At 70.3% G+C, this 18553-nt stretch carries 16 protein-coding genes and 1 pseudogene; 7 read left to right on the top strand and 10 right to left on the bottom strand.

The annotated features are described in order from the left end of the window. Positions 1-335 (bottom strand): annotated as a pseudogene (locus tag E4O86_RS17785) (hypothetical protein); the annotation flags it as partial. A gap of 109 nt (positions 336-444) precedes the next feature. On the opposite strand from E4O86_RS17785, the gene E4O86_RS17780 reads away from it, so the two are divergent. Next, positions 445-927 (top strand): hypothetical protein, encoded by a 483-nt coding sequence (locus tag E4O86_RS17780; RefSeq protein ID WP_161141897.1) that lies wholly within the window; start codon positions 445-447, stop codon positions 925-927. Positions 928-974: 47 nt separating this feature from the next. Further along, on the top strand, positions 975-2087 hold the full coding sequence (locus E4O86_RS17775) for an NADH:flavin oxidoreductase/NADH oxidase (RefSeq protein WP_161141896.1): 1113 nt from the start codon (positions 975-977) through the stop codon (positions 2085-2087). 38 nt (positions 2088-2125) lie between these two features. Here E4O86_RS17775 and E4O86_RS17770 read toward each other — a convergent pair whose 3' ends face one another. The 9 genes from E4O86_RS17770 to E4O86_RS17730 all read right to left on the bottom strand — a co-directional run bounded on the left by E4O86_RS17770 (position 2126) and on the right by E4O86_RS17730 (position 13057). Beyond that, positions 2126-3526: an aminotransferase gene (locus E4O86_RS17770; RefSeq protein WP_161141895.1), complete on the bottom strand. Its 1401-nt coding sequence runs from the start codon at positions 3524-3526 to the stop codon at positions 2126-2128. 181 nt (positions 3527-3707) lie between these two features. Continuing rightward, positions 3708-4751: an NAD(+) synthase gene (gene nadE / locus E4O86_RS17765; RefSeq protein WP_161141894.1), complete on the bottom strand. Its 1044-nt coding sequence runs from the start codon at positions 4749-4751 to the stop codon at positions 3708-3710. After that, positions 4748-6304 (bottom strand): AMP-binding protein, encoded by a 1557-nt coding sequence (locus E4O86_RS17760; protein WP_161141893.1) that lies wholly within the window; start codon positions 6302-6304, stop codon positions 4748-4750. Before E4O86_RS17760 ends, nadE begins: the two co-directional genes overlap by 4 nt. 24 nt (positions 6305-6328) lie before the next feature. Then, positions 6329-6595 carry an acyl carrier protein gene (locus E4O86_RS17755; RefSeq protein WP_425500137.1) on the bottom strand — a complete coding sequence of 89 codons (267 nt, stop codon included), beginning with the start codon at positions 6593-6595 and terminating at the stop codon, positions 6329-6331. A gap of 26 nt (positions 6596-6621) precedes the next feature. After that, complete coding sequence (gene asnB / locus E4O86_RS17750) at positions 6622-8586, bottom strand: asparagine synthase (glutamine-hydrolyzing) (protein ID WP_161141891.1); 1965 nt, start codon at positions 8584-8586, stop codon at positions 6622-6624. Between the two features lie 129 nt (positions 8587-8715). Then, positions 8716-9816, bottom strand: a complete 1101-nt coding sequence (locus E4O86_RS17745; protein WP_161141890.1) for a hypothetical protein — start codon at positions 9814-9816, stop codon at positions 8716-8718. Between the two features lie 142 nt (positions 9817-9958). Continuing rightward, positions 9959-10927 carry an NAD(P)-dependent oxidoreductase gene (locus E4O86_RS17740; protein ID WP_161141889.1) on the bottom strand — a complete coding sequence of 323 codons (969 nt, stop codon included), beginning with the start codon at positions 10925-10927 and terminating at the stop codon, positions 9959-9961. A gap of 23 nt (positions 10928-10950) precedes the next feature. After that, on the bottom strand, positions 10951-12063 hold the full coding sequence (locus E4O86_RS17735; protein ID WP_161141888.1) for an isocitrate/isopropylmalate dehydrogenase family protein: 1113 nt from the start codon (positions 12061-12063) through the stop codon (positions 10951-10953). 163 nt (positions 12064-12226) lie between these two features. Beyond that, positions 12227-13057, bottom strand: a complete 831-nt coding sequence (locus tag E4O86_RS17730; RefSeq protein WP_161141887.1) for a universal stress protein — start codon at positions 13055-13057, stop codon at positions 12227-12229. A 96-nt stretch (positions 13058-13153) separates the two neighbouring features. Between E4O86_RS17730 and E4O86_RS17725 the strand changes: the two genes are divergently transcribed. The 5 genes from E4O86_RS17725 (at position 13154) to E4O86_RS17705 (ending at position 18443) form a co-directional block, all read left to right on the top strand. Then, entirely contained in the window at positions 13154-14653 is a 1500-nt protein-coding gene (locus tag E4O86_RS17725) for an MFS transporter (RefSeq protein WP_246206469.1), read from the top strand. A 41-nt stretch (positions 14654-14694) separates the two neighbouring features. Beyond that, the gene (locus E4O86_RS17720) at positions 14695-15300 is read left to right on the top strand and encodes a carboxymuconolactone decarboxylase family protein (protein WP_161141886.1); all 606 of its coding nucleotides are present in this window, start codon (positions 14695-14697) and stop codon (positions 15298-15300) included. A 143-nt stretch (positions 15301-15443) separates the two neighbouring features. Further along, positions 15444-16814: an ABC1 kinase family protein gene (locus E4O86_RS17715; RefSeq protein ID WP_161141885.1), complete on the top strand. Its 1371-nt coding sequence runs from the start codon at positions 15444-15446 to the stop codon at positions 16812-16814. A gap of 165 nt (positions 16815-16979) precedes the next feature. Then, positions 16980-17282, top strand: coding sequence for an aa3-type cytochrome c oxidase subunit IV (locus tag E4O86_RS17710; RefSeq protein WP_161141884.1), 303 nt, complete (start codon positions 16980-16982; stop codon positions 17280-17282). Between the two features lie 9 nt (positions 17283-17291). Beyond that, positions 17292-18443 carry a Re/Si-specific NAD(P)(+) transhydrogenase subunit alpha gene (locus tag E4O86_RS17705; RefSeq protein ID WP_161141883.1) on the top strand — a complete coding sequence of 384 codons (1152 nt, stop codon included), beginning with the start codon at positions 17292-17294 and terminating at the stop codon, positions 18441-18443. The last annotated feature ends 110 nt before the right edge of the window (positions 18444-18553 follow it).

Raw genomic sequence — 18553 nt, 5'->3', positions numbered from 1 at the left:
GGCATGACGGCCTCGTCCGGCGGTGCCGCCTGCGCGGTCTCGGCCGGCGCGGACGCCTCGAGCGGCGCGCCCGCATCCACCGCCGTCGCCGCCTCCGGTTCCGCGGCCGCCGCCGCCACCTCGATCATCGGCTGCTCCGGCACGAGCTCGACCGTGACGGACGGGGCGGGGGCGGAGACCGGCGGCCTGTGGGTGGCGAAATGCATGGTCGCGAAAAGGGCGACGGCGCCGGCATGGGCCGTTACCGAAAACAGCACGGCGACCGGCGCGGTGCGCGGCGCTCTTTCGGCGGGCGGCCGGAGGTCGGCCACGAGGTCTGGCGTTCGTCGTCTCACGGCGACATTATAGAGGCTTGCCGCCTCGCCAGTCTCGGGAAACCGGCTCGCGGGCAACCCGCCACAAGCTCTTCCGCCGTCCGCGACGATTGTAACCAGGAGTAAGACGATGCGCCTCGCAAGGCTCTGGCTCGCAGCGTTCTGGCTGGCTCTCCCACCGGCCGCTCTCGCGCAGGGCCAGGCGCCGCAGCAAGGCGCGGCCGAGGCTCGGCCGGAAGCCCAGCCGGGGCTTCCCACGCACGGCGCGATCAGCCTGGAGCTCAACAAGCTCGAGGGCGCCCAGGGCGCCTGCCGCGCCTATTTCCTCGTCCAGAACGAGATGCCCGTCGCGCTCGACGAAATGCGCCTCGACGTGTTCCTGTTCGACCGCTCGAGCGTGGTGCTGCGCCGCGTCGCGCTCACCTATTCCGACATACGCAGCAACCGGATGAAGGTGGCGCTCTTCGACCTTCCGGACCTCGATTGCGGCAAGATCGGCCGGCTGCTCGTCAACGACGTGCTTGCCTGCACGATCGAAGGCGGCAAGCCGATTCCCGATTGCGCCGACCTTCTCACGGTCAGCTCGCGCGCCGACGCGGAATTCAGGTACTGACCCGGCCGTCCGATCCGGTTCCGTTCCAACGCCAGGAGGCGTCCAGCATGGCAGCCCTGTTTTCTCCCTTCAGGCTCGGGGGCCTGGAGCTCGCGAACCGCATCACGATCTCCCCGATGTGCCAGTACAGCGCCGTCGGCGGTTCCATGACCGACTGGCACGTGGCGCACCTTGCCTCGCTCGCTCTGTCGGGCGCGGGCCTCCTCGTGATCGAGGCGACGGGCGTCGAGCCGCGCGGCCGGATCTCCCCGGAGGATACCGGTCTCTGGAGCGACGACAACGAGGCGGCGCTGAGCCGCGTGCTCGATCGCGTCCGCGCCGTGAGCCCGATCCCGATCGGCATCCAGCTCGCCCATGCCGGCCGGAAGGCGGCGACCTACAGCCCCTGGACCGGCTCCGGCTCGGTTCCGGACGAAAAGGGCGGCTGGGATACGATCGCGCCGTCGGCCGTCCCGTTCAGGGAAGGCTGGCGCGTGCCGCGGGCCATGACGCGGGCGGACATGGAGGCGGTCCGCGACGCCTTCGTGGCCGCCGCCCGCCGCGCCGCACGGCTCGGGCTCCGCTATGCCGAGCTTCACTTCGCCCACGGCTATCTCATGAGCACGTTCCTCTCGCCGCTCTCCAACCGGCGCACGGACGAATATGGCGGCAGCCTCGAGAACCGGATGCGCTTCCCGCTCGAGGTCGCGGCGGCGGTGCGCGCGGTCTGGCCGGCGGAGGCGGCGCTGGCGGTGCGCGTCAACGGCTCAGACTTCACGGCCGGCGGCTGGACGCCGGAGGAGGCGGGCGTGTTCGCCCGCGCGCTCCGCGATATCGGCATGGACGGGGTGACGGTCTCCGGCGGCGGGGTCGATCCGCGCCAGGAGATCCAGGCGGGGCCGGGCTATCAGCTCGCCTTCGCCGAGCATGTGAGGAAGGTCTCGGGGATCCCGACGACGACGGTCGGCATGATCCTCACGCCGCGCCAGGCGGAGGCGATCGTGGCGGAGGGCAAAGCGGATCTCGTGGCGCTTGCCCGCGCGATCCTGTTCGATCCGCGCTGGCCCTTCCATGCGGCGCGGGTGCTCGGGATCGACCTCGCCTACCCGCCGCAATATGACCGCGCCGACCCGAAGCACTGGCGCGGCGGCGACCTCCTCCTCGCCGGCCTTTCCGACTGAGCCCGGCCGGAGCGCAAGGCGCGCTCCGGCCCGCCGCATCAGGTCGCCTGGCCGCTCTGCGCGAGTTCGCCGGCGACCTCTTCGATCGCGCCCTTCGTTGCGTCGACGATGATGTCGGCCTCCGCGCGCGTCAGGCAGAGCGGCGGCGCGAAGCCGAGAATGTCGCCATGCGGCATGGCGCGCCCGACCACGCCCCGGCGCGCGAGCGCGGCGACGATCCGGATGCCGACCTTCTGCGCCGGGTCGAAGAACAGCCGGTCGCCGCGGTCTGCCACGAATTCGACCGCCGCCAGCATGCCGTCGCCGCGCACCTCGCCGACGATCGGATGGTCGGCCACCGCCTCGGCGAGCGCCTGGCGGAAATAGCCGCCGACCACGTCCGCGTTTTCGACGAGCCCCATCGCGTCGACGAGCCTGAGGTTCGCCACGCCCGCGGCGGCGCAGAGCGGGTGCGCCGAATAGGTCCAGCCGTGCCCGATGACCCCGAGCCGGTCCGAACCCTCGACCAGCACGTCCCAGACCTTCTGAGAGACGATCGAGCCGGAGAGCGGCGCGTAGGCCGAGGTGAGCCCCTTGGCGATGGTGATGATGTCCGGCTTCATGCCGTACCGCTCCGAGGCGAACATCGTGCCGAGCCGGCCGAACCCGGTCACCACCTCGTCGGCGATCAGCATCACGTCGTGGCGCGCGAGGACCGCCTGGATCTTCTCCCAGTAGGTCCGCGGCGGCGGCACGATTCCGCCGGTGCCGAGCATCGGCTCGCCGATGAAGGCGGCGACCGTCTCCGGCCCTTCGGCGCGGATGAGCGCGTCGAGCCTTTCGGCGCAGAAGGTGGCGAACGCCTCCTCGTCCAGGCTGCGGTCCGCCCGCCGGAAGAAGTAGGGCGCCTCGGTGTGCAGGATCGGCGGGCGCGGCAGGTCGAAGGCGTCGTGGAAGGAGGGCAGGCCCGTCAGGCTGCCGGTCATCAGCCCGGAGCCGTGATAGGCCCGCCAGCGCGAGATGATCTTCTTCTTCTCGGGGCGGCCGAGAACGTTGTTCATGTACCAGACGAGCTTCAGGTTGGTCTCGTTGGCGTCGGAGCCCGACAGCCCGAAGAAGACCCGGCTCATCTGCGCCGGCGCGCGCTCGATCACCATGTGGGCGAGCGTGATGGAGGCCTCGCTGCCGTGTCCCGCATAGGCGTGGTAATAGGCGAGCTTCTCCGCCTGCGCGGCGATCGCCTCGGCGATCTCCTTCCGCCCATAGCCGACATTGACGCAATAGAGCCCGGCGAAGGCGTCCAGGCTGCGCCTGCCGTCGCGGTCGACGATGTAGACGCCGTCGCCGCCCGTCACGATCCGGTTCGGGCTCTCGCCGCGGGCGTGCTGGCCCATATGGGTCGAGGGGTGGAAGAAGCAGCCCCTGTCCCAGGCGTCGAGGTGATCGTTCGGCTCCAGCATCGGCTTTCCTCTCCGTCGCGCCGCTCGGGCGTTCTCCCGTTCCGGCCCTCGCCCTTGACAGCGGAAGGGGCGGGGCCGGCACGTTGGCGGGAGGCTTAGCCCAAAGCGGCGGCGGCTTCGAGGCCCCGCACGGGACGGCGCAAGCGCCGGCGCCCGGTGGTACGTGCGCCGAATGCGCGCATCAGGCGATCGGGACGGGTTCGACGAGGAGCGGCGGCAGGTGGAGATATTCGGTCGCGCGCCGCTTCGCCGCGATGTCGTGCCACACGCGCTCGACCTGCGCGGCCGAGAGCCCGGCCGCCTCCGCGGCCGCGGCGGCGGGGATGCCGTTCTCGAGCGCGTAGAGGCAGAGATCCATGCCCTGGTAGGGCAGCGGGAAATAGAACTCCTCCTGCGTCTGCTCGAGCGACCAGGTGTCGGTCGTCGGCGGGCGTCGGCGGATCTCCTCGGGCACGCCGAGATGCTCCGCGAGCTGGTAGACCTGGCTCTTGTAGAGATGCGCGATCGGCTTCAGGTCGGCCGCGCCGTCGCCGTTCTTCACGAAGAAGCCCTGGTCGTATTCGAGCCGATTCGGCGTTCCCGCGACGGCATAGTTCAGCCGGTCGGCATGGTAGTACTCGATCTGCTTGCGCGTGCGCTGCTTCATGTTGGTCGCCGCCACCACGCCGAGATAGACCTCGAGCGGCATGCGGATCTGCCGCCGCTCGCCAGCGGGCGATTGCACGACGAGCGACGAAAGGTTGTAGGCCTTCTCGGCGAGCGCGTTGGGCAGCACGACCTTGCAGCCCCAGCCGGGTCCGAAATCGGGCACGAGGCTGCGGATGAACGTGTCCCGCCGCGCATAGCAGCCGGCGGCCGTCAGCATCGGCTCGATGTCCTCCGTTACGGAGGCGATGCCGAGCCCCTCCGCGACCATGCGGCCGAGCCGCAGGCTGTCGTCCTCGGAATCCTTCTCCGGCATGAAGATCGCGAGCACGCGGTCGGCGCCGAGCGCCTTCACGAGGAGGTGGGCGGTGACGCTGCTGTCGATGCCGCCCGACAGCCCGACCACGGCGCCGCGCCGGCGGAGCCGCTTGCGGACCTGGGTCTCGATGGCGCGGGCGATGCGCGCGGCCTCGTCCTCCGCATCGAGACGCAGCGTCTCGGCCGAGAAAAGCGGGGCCTGGCGCGACGAGCGCCGCGCGGTCGGTGCGGCGAAGACGTCTGCCTCTGCGGGCGGGTTCATTCAGCGGCCTCCAGAGTGCCGGGTTCGAGGATCTGCAGGGCGACCAGCCGGCGGCTGATCTTGCCCGTCGTGGTCTTGGGCAGTTCGTGGCGGAAGGTCACGCGCCGCGGGACCATAAAGTCCTCGAGGTTGCGCGCGCAGTGCCGGATCACCTCCTGCTCGGTCAGGTCCGCATCGGGCTCCACGGCGATGACGGCGTGAAGCGCCTGGCCGAGGATCGGGTCGGGCACGCCGATCACCGCCGCCTCGCGCAGGCCCGGCAGGGCGTAGAGGACGTTCTCGACCTCCTTCGGGCTCACCTTCTCGCCGCGCGTCTTGATGATGTCGTCCTTGCGGCCGACGAAATAGAGGAAGCCCTCGGAATCGGTCCGGAAGAGGTCGCCGGTGTGGAGCACCTTCTCCCACGGATAGGGCCCGGGCCGGAGCGCGCGGTCCGTCGCCCGCTCGTCCTCCCAATAGCCCTTCATCACGTGCGGCCCGCGGATCACCAGCTCCCCGGTCTCGCCGGGAGGGAGGCGTGCGCCGTCGTCGCCGGCCACGTAGGCCTCGGTGCCGGGAATGGCGATCCCGACCGAGCCGGGCCTGACGGCGAGCTGCTCCGGCGGGAGGTAGGTGCAGCGCTTGCACTCCGTCAGCCCGTACATGGAGAAGAGCCGCGCCGTCGGAAACAGCGCCTGCAGCCTCTCGATATGGGCGGGCGGCAGCGCCGCGGCGGTGTTCGTGATGTAGCGCAGGCTCGGCAGCGCGCCCGGCGCGAGATCGCGCATCTGCAGGAGGAGCGCCGCCATGGTCGGCACCAGCGGGAATCCCGTCACCTTCTCTTCCGCGATCCGGGCGAGGATCGCCTGCGGGAAGGCGAAGGACTTCTCCAGGACGAGGGTCATGCCGACCTTCGCCGCCATCAGCACCTGGTAGAGCCCGTAGTCGAACGAGATCGGCAGGACGTTCAGCACGATGTCGTCGGGTCGGTTCTCGAGGTAGGTCGTGATGGAGGTGGCGGCGGCGACGACGTTCTGGTGCGTCATCATCACGCCCTTCGGAAAGCCCGTCGAGCCGGACGTGTAGATCAGCATCGCAAGGTCGAGCTCGATGCCGGCGGGCTCGCTTGCGTCGATGCGCCCGGAGCCTTCGATGGCCTCCTCGAAGCCGAGGACGGCGGGCGCCCCGCCGGCGGCGACGACGAGCGCGTCCGACCGCGCCTCCTCGAGCGCGGCCGCGGCGACCGGGACGAGGCGGGCCTGCACGAGGAGTGCCGCCGGCCGGCAATTGCCGATCACATAAGCGAGCTTGTCGGCCTTGGTCGAAGGATTGACCGGGGAGAACACGGCGCCCGCCTTCAGGATCGCGAAGATGCCGACGACGGCCTCCCGGCAATTCTCCATGAACACCAGGACGCGGTCGCCGCGCGCGACGCCGCGCGCGCGAAGGGCGGCGGCGAGCCGGTCCGATTCCTCGTCGAGCGCGGCGAAGCTCATCCGCCTGCCGCCGGCGACGAGCGCTATCTTCTCCGGACAGCGCGCCGCGCTCGCCCTCAGGAACTGTTCGACACGCACGGATTCGTCCTCCGGTCTGGTCGGTCAGGCGACGAGGCTCGCAGGGCGCTTCCGTCCGAGATAGGCGGCGATGGCTGCGATCGTGTCGAGGTTTTCCGGAACGATCTCGGCATCCGCCATGCGGACCCCGAACTCCGCCTCGATCCAGGAGACGAGCTCCAGGATTCCGGTCGAATCGATCAGTCCCGCGTCGAGGAGCGATTCGTCGTTGGCGAGTTCGTCGGCGTCTTCGCGGAACAGGAAGTTGTCCTCGACGAAGTGCCTGATCCGGGCGGTGAGATTGTCTTCCATTGTCATGCTCTTTCTCGAAAGGGGTGTCATGCCGACGCGCGCATGGTGTTGGCTGCGGCGGGGGCGCGCGAAGCGAAGGCGTCCTGCCAGAGCGCCGTGGTGAGGATGCCGACCAGCGCCATGCTTTCGCGGGTGCCGAGCGATCCGCGCCCCGCATGCTTCGCGGCGAGCTTCGCGACGGCATGGGGATCGAAGAGGCCGCCGCCGGCGATCGCGGCCGGGTCGAGCAGGCGGGCGGCATAGGCCGGTGCGCCGGGACCGGCGAAGGCGTCCGCGTCGGGCGCGCGATAGGGCTGCTTGGTCCGGTTCAGGATCGACGGCGGAAGCCTGCCCTTCATGCTCTCGCGCAGGAGATGCTTCTCGCGCAGCACCTTGAGCTTGAGATCCGGCGGGATCCGGGCCGCGAACTCGACGAGCCGGTGATCGAGGAAGGGAAAGCGGCCCTCGACGCCGTTCGCCATCGCCATGCGGTCGCCCTGCGCCGACAGGATGTAGCCGGGCAGGAGGTAGGCCGTCTCGAGATATTGCGCCTGGTTGAGCGGGTGCCACGATCCGAAGGCGGCCGGCAGCTGCTCGCGGAGGTCGGCGAGGGCGTCATAGCCGGCCAGCGAGGCGCGGAGCGAGCGGGAGAAGAATGCCTTGGCTCCGCCGGTCGTGCGGAAGCGCGGCAGATGCGAAAAGAGCGGGTCCTGCGCGTCGTCGGCCCGGAAGCCGAAGAACGTCTCCAGATAGCGCTGCGACTGGCCCTGGATGCGCGGCAGGTAGGGGTAGAGCCGCTTGAGGAGCAAGGAGCGTCGGGCGGAATCCGGCTGCGCGGCGCAGAAGCGGCGGATCTTCGCTTCCTTGAAGATGTCGTAGCCGGCAAGCGCCTCGTCGGCGCCTTCCCCGGTCAGGACGACCTTGAGGCCGTCGTCCCGCACCAGCCGGGAGAGCGCCATCAGCGGCGCCGGCGCGGTCCTGAGGATCGGGCGCTCGGCGTGGCGGACGACCGCGGGAAGCATGGTCCCGATCTCGGCCGCGCCGATGCGGACCGCCTTGTGCGTCGTTCCGAGCGCCTGCACCATCTCGTCCTGGAAGCGGCTCTCGTCGAACTCGCCGGACTCGAAGGCGACCGAATAGGTGCGCAGCCGCTCCGGGACGAGCTCCTTCATGAGCGTCGTGATGACGGAGGAATCAAGGCCGCCGCTCAGATAGGCGCCGACCGGCACGTCGGCCCGCAGCCTGATGCGGGTGGAGTCGGCGAGAAGGCCCGCGAGTTCGTCCCGAAGGCGGCGTTCCCGTGACTGGCTCGCACCCGAGCCTTCCCCGGCGTCCGGGTAGTCGAGGCTCCAATAGCGCCGCACCGAGACGCCTTTATCGTCGGCAAGGAGGAGGTGGGCCGGCGGCAGCTCGTTGATGCCCCGGAAGATCGTGCGCGGCGGGAGCGGCGACCAGAAGGTGAAGATCTGGTCGAGCGCGACCGGGTCGATCTCGCCCGGCAGGCCGGCGGCGAGGAGCGCCTTCGCCTCCGACCCGAAGAACAAGCCGCCGCGATGTTCGGCGTAGAAGAGAGGACGCACGCCCATCCGGTCGCGGGCGAGCATCAGCCGGCGCGCCCGCCCGTCCCAGATCGCGAAGGCGAAGTCGCCGTTCAGGGCTTCCACGCAGTCCGGGCCGCGCTCCTCGTAGAGGTGCACGATCACCTCGGTGTCGGAATGCGTCCGGAACACGTGGCCGCGCGCGAGGAGATCGGCGCGCAGTTCAAGATAGTTGAAGATCTCGCCGTTGAAGGCGATCCAGACCGTGCCGTCCTCGTTGCAGATCGGCTGGTCCCCGCCGGCGATGTCGATGATGCTGAGACGGCAATGGCCGAGCGCGGCGCCCTCGGCGTCGACGTGGAATCCCTGCCCGTCGGGTCCCCGGTGGGCGATCGAACCGATCATCCGTCCGAGGACGCGCCGTCTCTCCGCGTCGGGCAGCGATGTTCCCGAGAACCCGGCCAGGCCGCACATCGTGTACTGTTCTCCTCAAGCCGGCGGATTGGCATCCTGCGCTCCACCGACCGAGTTCAGGTACTTTTTCCGGCGACTTCCAACAACGGCGACCGAAGAAATTAGTTAAAATCTATAATACTTGAGCGTTTACTTCTTGTTTACGCTATCGCCGACCAGTCGCGCCCAGGTTTCGCCGGCCAGGCCGGTGACGAGGGCGTCTCCCGCTGCGATTGCGTCGATCAGCGCACGGTCTTTGCTGTGGACGATCAGCGAGGCGCGGTGGAACAGGATGGCATTATGCCGCGCCAGGGCGTCGAGAAGGCGCGGATCGCCGCGGCCCCGGAGTCCCGCATGCCCGGCCGCGCGCGCCTCCTCGATCAAGGCGGAAACGACCCGCATCTCATCGCCGGGGCTGGCGAAGAGGTTCAGCACGCGGGCGATGCCGCGCGGGCGGCCGTGATAGACGAAGGCGCCGATCTCGGCCCCCCTCGGTTCGACGACGATGCGGCGGACGGTCGGGCCGAAGCGGTCCTTGTGCTCGGATTGCCCGAGGAACCAGGAAAGCGATCCCTGGTCCCAGTCGGGAGCGAGGGCATAGGAGCGGGCGAGCGACAGGACGGCCTCCGCGAATTCCGCCGGTCCGGCCGGCGCGACCGCGCGTGCCCCGCGCCGCGACGGTGCGGGCCTCCGGGCGCCTCGGCCGAACCAGGCGGCGAGCGGCGCATCGACCGGCCTGGCCAGGTGCCTGAGCGGACCGAATGCCGGCACGACTTCCGCCGCGAGCGCGGTGAGGAAGCCCGCGGGCTTCAGCGGCTTCAGCCAGTCGAAGGCACCGGCGGGGATGGTGACGCCGCGCAGCCGGTCCCAGAGGCCTCGGGAGAGGTCGTTCGCCGTCTCGGTGATCGAGAGCTCCTGCGGGCCGGAGACGAACGAGCGGACGAGCCGCGCGCCCGCGGTCGGGTCGGCGTCCGGCGCCTCGACCATGAGCGAGCCCGCCACCGCGGCGCGGACGGTCCGCCCCGCGAAGCGCATCCGGGCGGGCAGGACGCCGATGAAGCCGGTGACGCCGTCGGCGCCGGCGGCGACTTTCGAGACGAGCTCGGGATCCTGCCAGGGATGCTGGAGGAAGATCTCGGCGAGATGGTCCTCGAGCGCGGGAGAAGGGGCGGAGCCGTCCCGGAACGTCTTCTGGAACAGGCGTGCGACGGCGGGAATGTCGCCGGGGACGAGCGATCGGACTTCTGACACCGCGGTTCCTCGAAGCGCCGGCCTCGAACCGGCCGTTCTGGCTAACCGATTGTGTTTTCAGAAATCTCTAGCAAAGTGTCGCGCCGGCCGCCGATCGCCCGGATTGGTTACGGCATCGTTGCTCCGGCGGCCCGGCTCGCGCTCACGCGGCGGGCGGCGCGGCGAGCACCCGGATCGGGGCGCCGGCGCGCCAGGCGAGGATCGCCTCGACCGTGTCGGGATAGAACTCCCGGTAGGCGTCCGCCGTCACGTAGCCGAGATGCGGGCTGAGGACGACGTTCGGCGCGGTGCGGAGCGGGTAATTGGCGGGGAGCGGCTCGCGATCGTAGACGTCGAGCGCGGCGCGGATGCGCCCGGCCGTCAGCGCCGCGAGCAGCGCCTCTTCGTCGACGAGCGGCCCGCGCGAGGTGTTCACGAGCAGGGCGTCCTGCTTCATAAGGGCGATCTCGCGCGCCCCCACGATGCCGCGCGTCCGCTCTCCGAGCACCAGATGGACGCTCACGATATCGGCGGTCTCGAACAGCTCGTCCTTCTCCACCAGCCGGGCGCCGGCCTCGGCCGCGCGCTCGGGGCCGAGATTCTGGCTCCAGGCGATCACCTCCATGCCGAACGCCTTCGCGACCGGGACCATGCGGCCGCCGAGCTTGCCGAGCCCGAGAAGGCCGAGGGTCCGGCCGTGCAGCGTCGTGCCGAGCGTCTCCTGCCAGCCGCCGGCGCGGACCCGCGCATGTTCCTCCGGAATGTGCCGGTAGGCCGCAAGGATAAGGCCCCAGGCGAGCTCCGGCGTGGCGGCCTGCGATTCGCCGGGGCGCGTGTGGCAGACGGTGATCCCGCGCGCGACCGCCTTCTCCATGTCGATCGTGCGCACGCGCGAGCCGGTGACGACCACGAGCTTCAGCCTCGGGAGCCGCTCCATGAGCGAGCCGGGGAGGGGCATCCGCTCGCGCATCAGGCACAAAATGTCGAACGGGGCGAGCGCGGCGGCGGCCTCGTCCTCGCTCGCGAGGTTGCGGTCGAAGACCTCGACCTCGCAGTCCGCGCCGAGGCTCTCCCAGTCCGCCAGCGTGCGGGCGACCCGCTGATAGTCGTCGAGGACTGCGATGCGCAGCACGGTCTCCTCCCGTCCCTGTTCGTTCACGGCCGCGCGGCGGCGGCCTCGGTGATCGCGTTGGCGACGCGCTCGCCGAACGCCTTGGTGCCGAGCGGGCCGCCCATGTCGCGCGTGCGGAATTCCGGCACCGCGATCACGGAAGCGAGCGCGTCCTCGATGAGCCGGGCCGCGTCCGCGAGGCGGGGGTCGCCCCGGCGCTCCGCCATCCAGACGAAGAGCATCGCCACCGAGCCGATGAGCGAGGACGGATTGGCCTTGTCCTTTCCGGCTATGTCGGGCGCGGAGCCGTGCTGGGCCTGCGCCAGCGCGTAATCGGTGCCGGCATTGATCGAGGCGGCGAGCCCGATGCTGCCCGAGATCTCCGTGGCCTCGTCGGAGAGGATGTCGCCGTACATGTTGGTGGCGAGGATCACGTCGAAGACGCTCGCGTCGCGCACGAGGAGCGCGGCCATCGCGTCGATGATCTTCTCGTCGTATTCGACCTCCGGATAGCGCGCCGCCACCTGGCGCACGCATTCCAGGAACAGCCCGTCGCTCACGCGGAGCACGTTCGCCTTGTGGATCGCCGTCACCTTGCGCCGGCGCGCCATCGCCAGCCGGAACGCCTCCTCGGCGATCCGCAGGCTGCCCTTCCGCGTGATCTTGCGGATCGCGAGCGCCACGTCCTCGGTCGGCATGAACTCGCCCGGCCCGACATGCATGGAGCGGTCGGCGTAGAAGCCCTCGGTGTTCTCGCGGACGACGACGAGGTCCACCGGTCTGCCGCAGCGGGGCGGGAATCCGGGATGCGACTTCGCCGGCCGGATGTTGGCGAAGAGGTCGAGGCGTTTGCGGAGCTGGCCGGACGGGTTGAGCCCGCCTTCGGCGACCGGCGGATAGTCGTTGTGCGAGACCGGTCCGAGGATCACGCCGTCGACGGTCTTGGCGCGCTCCACCACCGCGTCCGTGATCGTCGTCTTGTTGCGCGCGAGCGATGCGAAGCCGATCTCGGCGGTCTCGTAGGCGAAGCCGATGCCGAGCGCGGCGCCGACCGCGTCGAGCACGCCGCGGGTCGCCGCCGTGATCTCCGGACCGATCCCGTCGCCCGGGAGCACGAGGAGCTGAACGGGGCCGGAGGGGGCGGGGGTGGCGGACATGTCTTCCTCTCCGGCTCGCGGGGTCGTCGCTGCGGCGTGCAGAAGGCGGCCGCCCGTGTCAAGCCGGCGGCCGCGCGTTTGGCAGCCGGCATCCGTCGTCGCGGTTCCCGCGCCTGGCTCCGGGCCGATCCGCGCCGGCCGGCTCGCGGTCCGCCGCAACGCTTCAGTGGGCGAGCAGGACGGGGATCGTCGTCTCGTAGATGAGGTGCCGGGTCGCGCCGCCGAAGATGATCTGGCGGAGCCGGCTCTGCGTGTAGGCGCCCTTCACGACCAGGTCCGCGCCGCTTCGCGCGGCCTCGGAGAGGATCGCCTCCCCGACATTCGGCGTGCGGCCGACCTCCACCAGTTCGCAGGCGATGTCGTTGTAGCGGAGATAGCGCGCCAGCGCGTCGCCGCTCGGCCCGGGCACGCTGCCGCCTTCCGTCGCGATCACGAACACCTTGTCCGCCGCGCGCAGCACCGGCTTGGCGAAGGCGACCGCGCGCGCGGTCTCGGGGCTCCGGTTCCAGGCGATGGCGATCGTCCGGCCGATCGTCTCGGGCGTCTCCGGCGGCGCGATGAGGATCGGCCTGCCGCTGTCGAAGAGGGCGGCCTCCAGGGTCGCCATCCGCGGCTCCGTCACCGAGGTTCCGGGCCGCCCGACGACCGTGACGTCGAAGACGCGCGCGGTCGAGCCGACCGCGGCGTCGCCCGCGGGCTCCTCATCGGTCCAGCGGAACCGCGGCTGCCCCGATGCCGTCGCCGGCTCGCCGTAGCGCGCCCGCATGACCGCGTCGAAATGCAGGCGGTAGCGCTCCTTCGTCTCCGCGTCGAGCTTCGCCGCGTCGTAGACCATCGGTGCGCCCACGGTGTCGGCGGCGAGGAACGGGCTCAGCGGCGGACTGAGCGGAAACGCCTCGATATAGCTGTCGAATGCGCGGCCGAAGACGCAGGCGGTCGCCAGCGTCGCCTCGATGCGATCGTGCCCTTCGTAGGGGACCAGGATTGTCTTCATGCGTCAGGACACATATTCCAGAAACGGCCTTCCATAGCATGTCCGACCCGCGACAGCATCGATGATCACCTCCCGGTCCCCGCGCGAGTCCCGATCTTGAACCCCGAACAACCGCGCCAGGACGAGGAGCTTCACCGGGCACGGTCGGGACGCGCGCTGTTCTTCTGGCTCTTCCCGTCCATCATGCTGCCGATGTTCCTGGCGATTGTCGACCAGACGATCGTTGCGACGGCCCTGCCGGCCATTGCCGGCGACCTCGGCAATGTGGACCAGGTCTCCTGGATCGTCGTCGCCTATCTCGTCGCCGCGACCATCATAGCGCCGGTCTACGGGCGGCTCGGCGACGTCTACGGCCGGCGCCGCCTGCTCTTTGCCGCCCTCTGCATCACGATGACCGGCTCGCTGCTCTGCGCATTGTCGCAGAGCATGGCGATGCTCGCCGCCGCGCGGGTGCTCCAGGGGCTCGGCGGCGGCGGCCTGATGACGATCTCCCAGGCCCTCGTCGGCGAGGCGATCCCGCCGCGCGACCGCGCCCGCTACCAGGGCTATGTCGCGGCAGTCGCCGTCACGTCGAGCACCTTCGGCCCGGTGATCGGCGGTCTGCTCACCCAGCTCTTCGGATGGCAGTCGGTGTTCCTGGTCAACATCCCGATCGGGGTGCTCGCGGTCTTCCTCACGCTGAGGCTGCCGGTATCCGACATCTCCGAGAAGCCGTTCCGGTTCGATTTCCTCGGCGTCCTCCTGTTCGCGGTCTTCATCGCCTCCGCGATCGGCATGCTGCAGCAGGTGCAGCGGATGAGGATCGACGCCGTCATGCTCACCTCGGTCCTCTTCGCGCTCGCCGCGGTCGCGTGCCTCCTCCTGCTCTGGCGCGAGAAGAAGGCATCGGATCCGCTGCTCCCGCTGCCGCTCCTCAGGGAGCCTTCGATCTGGCGCGCCGACGCGATGGCTGCGCTCCACGGCGGGACGCTCGTCTCGCTGATGACCTTCACGCCGATCTACCTCCGGGTCATGCACGGCCTGGAGCCGGCGAAGACCGGGCTGCTGCTTCTCCCGATGGCGGCCGGCGTCGGAATCGGGTCGATGGTGACGGGACGGATCGTCAGCCGGACGGGGCGGACGGCGATCTTCCCGTCCTTCGGGCTCGTGGCGGTCACGGTGATGCTGATCGCCCTCAGCCTGCTGTCGCCGCATCTCTCGGCAGGCGCCGTTTCGGCGTTCCTCGGCGTCACCGCGATCTTCATGGGAACGGTCATGGGCGTGGTCCAGGTCACCGTCCAGCAGGCGGTCGGGCGCGGCCAGCTCGGCATCGGCGCCGCGACCGTGCAGTTCTCCCGCTCGCTCGGGGCGGCGCTCGGGACCGCGATCGTCACCACCGTGCTCTTCATGTCGCTCGGCATGCGCGATCCGGAGGCGGCGCGCATGCTCGGCAGCATCCTCCAGAACGCCAGGATCGTGACGGACCTTCCCGGGCAGGAGCAGGCGCTGCTTCATTCCGAGATCGGCGAGGCCTTCCGCGCCGGCTTCCTGGCGATGGCGGTCTTCACGGCAGCGTCCGCCACGCTCGCCTGGAGCCTGCCCTTGCGGCGGATCTGAAGGCGCGACGCCGGCCCCGCCACGATACGAAGCGGCGCCCGATGGGCGATCCGGACATGGAGAACGAATTGCCGCGGATTCCGACGATCGACCCGAACGCTCTCTCGCCCGCGCAGCGGGACGTCTACGACCGCATCGCGGGCGGCGCGCGCGGCGGCGTCAGCGGCCCGTTCACCGTGCTCCTCCACAGTCCGGGGGCGACCGACGTGCTGGAGCAGCTCGGCGTCTACATCCGCTACCGGTCGGCCTTGCCCGACCGGATCCGGGCGCTTGCCGTGGCGGTGGTCGGCCGGCACTGGTACGCCGATTTCGAGTGGCACGTCCAGGCCACCCGCGCCGCGGCGCTCGGCGTGCCGGGAACGGTCCTCGACGCGATCGCGGAGGGCAGGACGCCCGACTTCACGGACGAGGCCGACCGCATCGCCTGCGCCTATGTCGAGGCCGTTCTCAGTTCGTCCGGGATGAGCTCCGTCTCCGAGCCGGTGATGGCGGAGGCGCGGGCCGCCTTCGGCGAGGAGGGGCTGGTCGATCTCACGGTCCTCGCCGGCTATTACTCGCTGCTCGCGATGGTGCTGAACACCTTCGAGGTCCGCCCGGAAGGCGGCGACGTTCCGTGGCGGCGGGCCGCCGATCACGAGGCTCGATAGCGGCCCGCCGCGCGGTCTTCGCCCGCCCTGCGACCCCGCGGCCGTCGGCGCCGTCTGGCGGTTCGGCCTCCCATGCCATATCTGGACGGGCGCCCGTTCTCTCTGCCGGCCGGCCCGGCGACGCACCTCGCTAGGATCGAGACATGGCCCCGAGCCGCGACGACGAAGCCAACCGGTTGAGCGGCCGCATGTCCCGCTACGTCCGGGTCGGCGCCGGCATGGGCGGCGTCGCGGCGAAGATGATCGGCTCGCGCGCGCTCGGCCGCGATCTCGACCGCAGTGCCAACGCGGCCGAACTCGCGCGGGCGCTGGGCGGCCTCAAGGGCCCCATCATGAAGGTGGCCCAGCTGCTTGCGACGATTCCGGACGCGCTTCCGCCGGAATATGCCGCCGAGCTCGCGCAGCTGCAGGCGAACGCGCCGCCGATGGGCTGGGCCTTCGTGAAGCGGCGGATGACGGCGGAGCTCGGGCCGGGCTGGCAGGCGCGCTTCGCGTCCTTCGAGCACGAGCCGGCGGCCGCCGCCTCGCTGGGTCAGGTCCACCGCGCGGTCGGAAAGGACGGCCGGCGCCTCGCCTGCAAGCTGCAATATCCCGATATGGCAAGCGCTGTGGAGGCGGATCTCCGCCAGCTCGGCATCGTGCTGGCGATCCATCGCCGCATGGACCCGGCCATCGACACGCGCGAGATCGGGGCCGAGATCGGCGCCCGCGTCCGCGAGGAGCTCGATTACGAGGAGGAGGCGCGCCACATCGCGCTCTACGGCCGCATCTTCGGCGACGAGCCGCTCATCCGCGTGCCCGAGTTCGTGCCGGATCTCTCGACGCGGCGCCTGCTCAGCATGACCTGGCTCGAGGGCCGCCGCCTCCTCGACTATCGCGACCGGCCGGTCGCGGAGCGCAACCGGATCGCCACGGCCATGTTCAAGGCCTGGTGGCATCCGTTCAGCCACTTCGCGGTCATTCACGGCGATCCGCATCTCGGCAACTACACCGTGTTCGAGGAGGGCGGGAAGCCGGCCGGCATCAATCTCCTCGATTACGGCTGCATCCGGATCTTCCGGCCCGCATTCGTGCACGGCGTCATCGAGCTCTACCGCGGGCTGCAGGCGGGCGACGAGGAGCGGATCGTCGCCGCCTACGAGAGCTGGGGCTTCCGCGGCCTCTCGCGCGAGCTGGTCGAGATCCTGAACATCTGGGCGCGCTTCATCTACGGGCCGCTTCTGGAGGACCGGGTGCGCGCGCTCGCGGACAGCGTTTCGGCGACGGAATACGGCAGGCGGCAGGCGTTCCAGGTGCACCAGGCCCTGAAGGAGAAGGGTCCCGTCCGGATCCCGCGCGAATTCGTGTTCATGGACCGCGCCGCCATCGGCCTCGGCGGCGTCTTCCTGCATCTGCGGGCCGAGCTCAACTTCTATCGGCTCTTCAATGAAGAGATCGAAGCCTTTGAAACCGGTCAGGTTGCCGCCCGCCAGGCTGCGGCCCTCGATGCCGTCGGCCTGGCGCATCCGGAATGAGGGCGCGGCGATCGCAGGAAATCGGCCCCGCCCTCTTGCTGTATACAACTGGTTGGGGTTGAACGTGGCCCGCGCGGCAGGCGCCGGACTGGGGACGGCGGCGTTGTCGCGCGCATTCCTGCTTGGTATACCACGGCGCGACACGCACAATTCGGGGGCTTGCTAATGGCCGAACACGTCTCTCACGGACCTGCCGAACTCGGGGCGGAGATGGATTACCGTGAGCACGAACGGACCTACGAGGCTTTCATCAAGGGAAGCCAAGTCCTGGCGCTCGCGACGTTCGACATCGTGATCGCGCTCGTGCTCTTCGCCTTCGGCGGCGGGGCCGGCTTCTGGCTCGGCTCGCTGCTGGTCCTCCTCACGCTCGTTGCGACCGCGATCGGGTTCGCCATGAGCGAGTCGTGGAAGGCGCCGGGGATCGTCTTCGCGATCGGCGTTCTGTTCATGATCCTGTCGGTCGCCTGATCGCATCCCATGAAGATCGCGGTCCTCGGGGAGAAGACGGCGGGGGAGGCGCGCGTCGCCGCCACGCCGGAAACAATCAAGAAATTCATCGGGAAGGGAGCTGAGGTCGCGGTCGAGAGCGGCGCCGGACTGCGTTCGGGCTACGCCGACGAGGACTATCGGAGCGCCGGGGCGACGATCGCTGGCAGCGTGGCGGAGGCGGCGGGCGACGCCGACCTGATCCTTTGCGTCCGCCGGCCGGAATCGGCCGACGGGTTGCGCCGCGGCGCCGCCGTGGTGGCCATCATGGATCCCTACGGCCATGAGGAGGCGCTGAAGGCGCTCGCGGCGGCGGGCCTCTCCACCTTCGCGCTCGAGCTCGTTCCCCGCATCACGCGGGCTCAGGTGATGGACGTCCTGTCCTCGCAGGCGAACCTGGCGGGCTACCAGGCCGTCATCGAGGCGGCCGCGCTGTTCGGGCGGGCGATGCCGATGATGATGACCGCCGCCGGCACCGTCCCCGCCGCGCGCGTCTTCGTGATGGGCGCGGGCGTCGCCGGCCTGCAGGCGGTCGCAACGGCGCGCCGGCTCGGCGCCGTCGTCTCGGCGACCGACGTCCGTCCCGCCGCCAAGGAGCAGGTCGCCTCGCTCGGCGCGAAGTTCATCGCGGTCGAGGACGAGGAGTTCAAGGCGGCCGAGACGGCGGGCGGCTACGCGAAGGAGATGTCCGCGGAGTACCGGGCGAAGCAGGCGGCGCTCGTCGCCGAGCACATCGCCAAGCAGGACATCGTGATCACCACGGCGCTCATCCCGGGCCGGCCTGCGCCGCGCCTGGTGAGCGGCGAGATGGTGGCCTCGATGCGGCCGGGCTCGGTGATCGTCGACCTCGCGGTCGAGCGCGGCGGCAACGTGGAAGGCGTCGTCCCGGACCAGGTCGCCGATGTCGGCGGCGTCAGGATCATGGGCTACGTCAACATGCCGGCGCGCATCGCCGCCTCCGCCTCCGCGCTTCTGGCGCGCAACATCTACGCCTTCGTCGAACCGATGATCGATCCGGCCACGAAGGCGCTGAAGATCAACCGCGACGACGAGATCGTCGCAGCGACGCTCCTCACGCATGACGGGGCTGTCGTCCATCCGCGCTTCGCCGAGAAGCCGGCCGGGGAGGGGGGACAAGGCTGATGGCGACGACTTTGAGCGAGGCCGTCGAGCGGGCGCGAGCCGCCGCCGACGCCGCGGGCGCCGCTGCCGAGCAGGCGCGCCAGGCGGCGGAGCAGGCGGCGGCGCTGATG

Origin of the sequence: Propylenella binzhouense (assembly GCF_009866965.1) — a bacterium.
GTDB classification, from domain to species: domain Bacteria; phylum Pseudomonadota; class Alphaproteobacteria; order Rhizobiales; family Afifellaceae; genus Propylenella; species Propylenella binzhouense.
This window is presented reverse-complemented; position numbering and strand designations above follow the sequence as displayed.

Excerpts from the sequence above, each read along its gene's own strand:
- E4O86_RS17780 (WP_161141897.1), top strand. The coding sequence starts at position 445 with ATGCGCCTCGCAAGGCTCTGGCTCGCAGCGTTCTGGCTGGCTCTCCCA.
- E4O86_RS17775 (WP_161141896.1), top strand. The coding sequence starts at position 975 with ATGGCAGCCCTGTTTTCTCCCTTCAGGCTCGGGGGCCTGGAGCTCGCG.
- E4O86_RS17770 (WP_161141895.1), bottom strand. The coding sequence starts at position 3,526 with ATGCTGGAGCCGAACGATCACCTCGACGCCTGGGACAGGGGCTGCTTC.
- nadE (WP_161141894.1), bottom strand. The coding sequence starts at position 4,751 with ATGAACCCGCCCGCAGAGGCAGACGTCTTCGCCGCACCGACCGCGCGG.
- E4O86_RS17755 (WP_425500137.1), bottom strand. The coding sequence starts at position 6,595 with ATGGAAGACAATCTCACCGCCCGGATCAGGCACTTCGTCGAGGACAAC.
- asnB (WP_161141891.1), bottom strand. The coding sequence starts at position 8,586 with ATGTGCGGCCTGGCCGGGTTCTCGGGAACATCGCTGCCCGACGCGGAG.
- E4O86_RS17735 (WP_161141888.1), bottom strand. The coding sequence starts at position 12,063 with ATGTCCGCCACCCCCGCCCCCTCCGGCCCCGTTCAGCTCCTCGTGCTC.
- E4O86_RS17730 (WP_161141887.1), bottom strand. The coding sequence starts at position 13,057 with ATGAAGACAATCCTGGTCCCCTACGAAGGGCACGATCGCATCGAGGCG.
- E4O86_RS17720 (WP_161141886.1), top strand. The coding sequence starts at position 14,695 with ATGGGCGATCCGGACATGGAGAACGAATTGCCGCGGATTCCGACGATC.
- E4O86_RS17715 (WP_161141885.1), top strand. The coding sequence starts at position 15,444 with ATGGCCCCGAGCCGCGACGACGAAGCCAACCGGTTGAGCGGCCGCATG.
- E4O86_RS17710 (WP_161141884.1), top strand. The coding sequence starts at position 16,980 with ATGGCCGAACACGTCTCTCACGGACCTGCCGAACTCGGGGCGGAGATG.
- E4O86_RS17705 (WP_161141883.1), top strand. The coding sequence starts at position 17,292 with ATGAAGATCGCGGTCCTCGGGGAGAAGACGGCGGGGGAGGCGCGCGTC.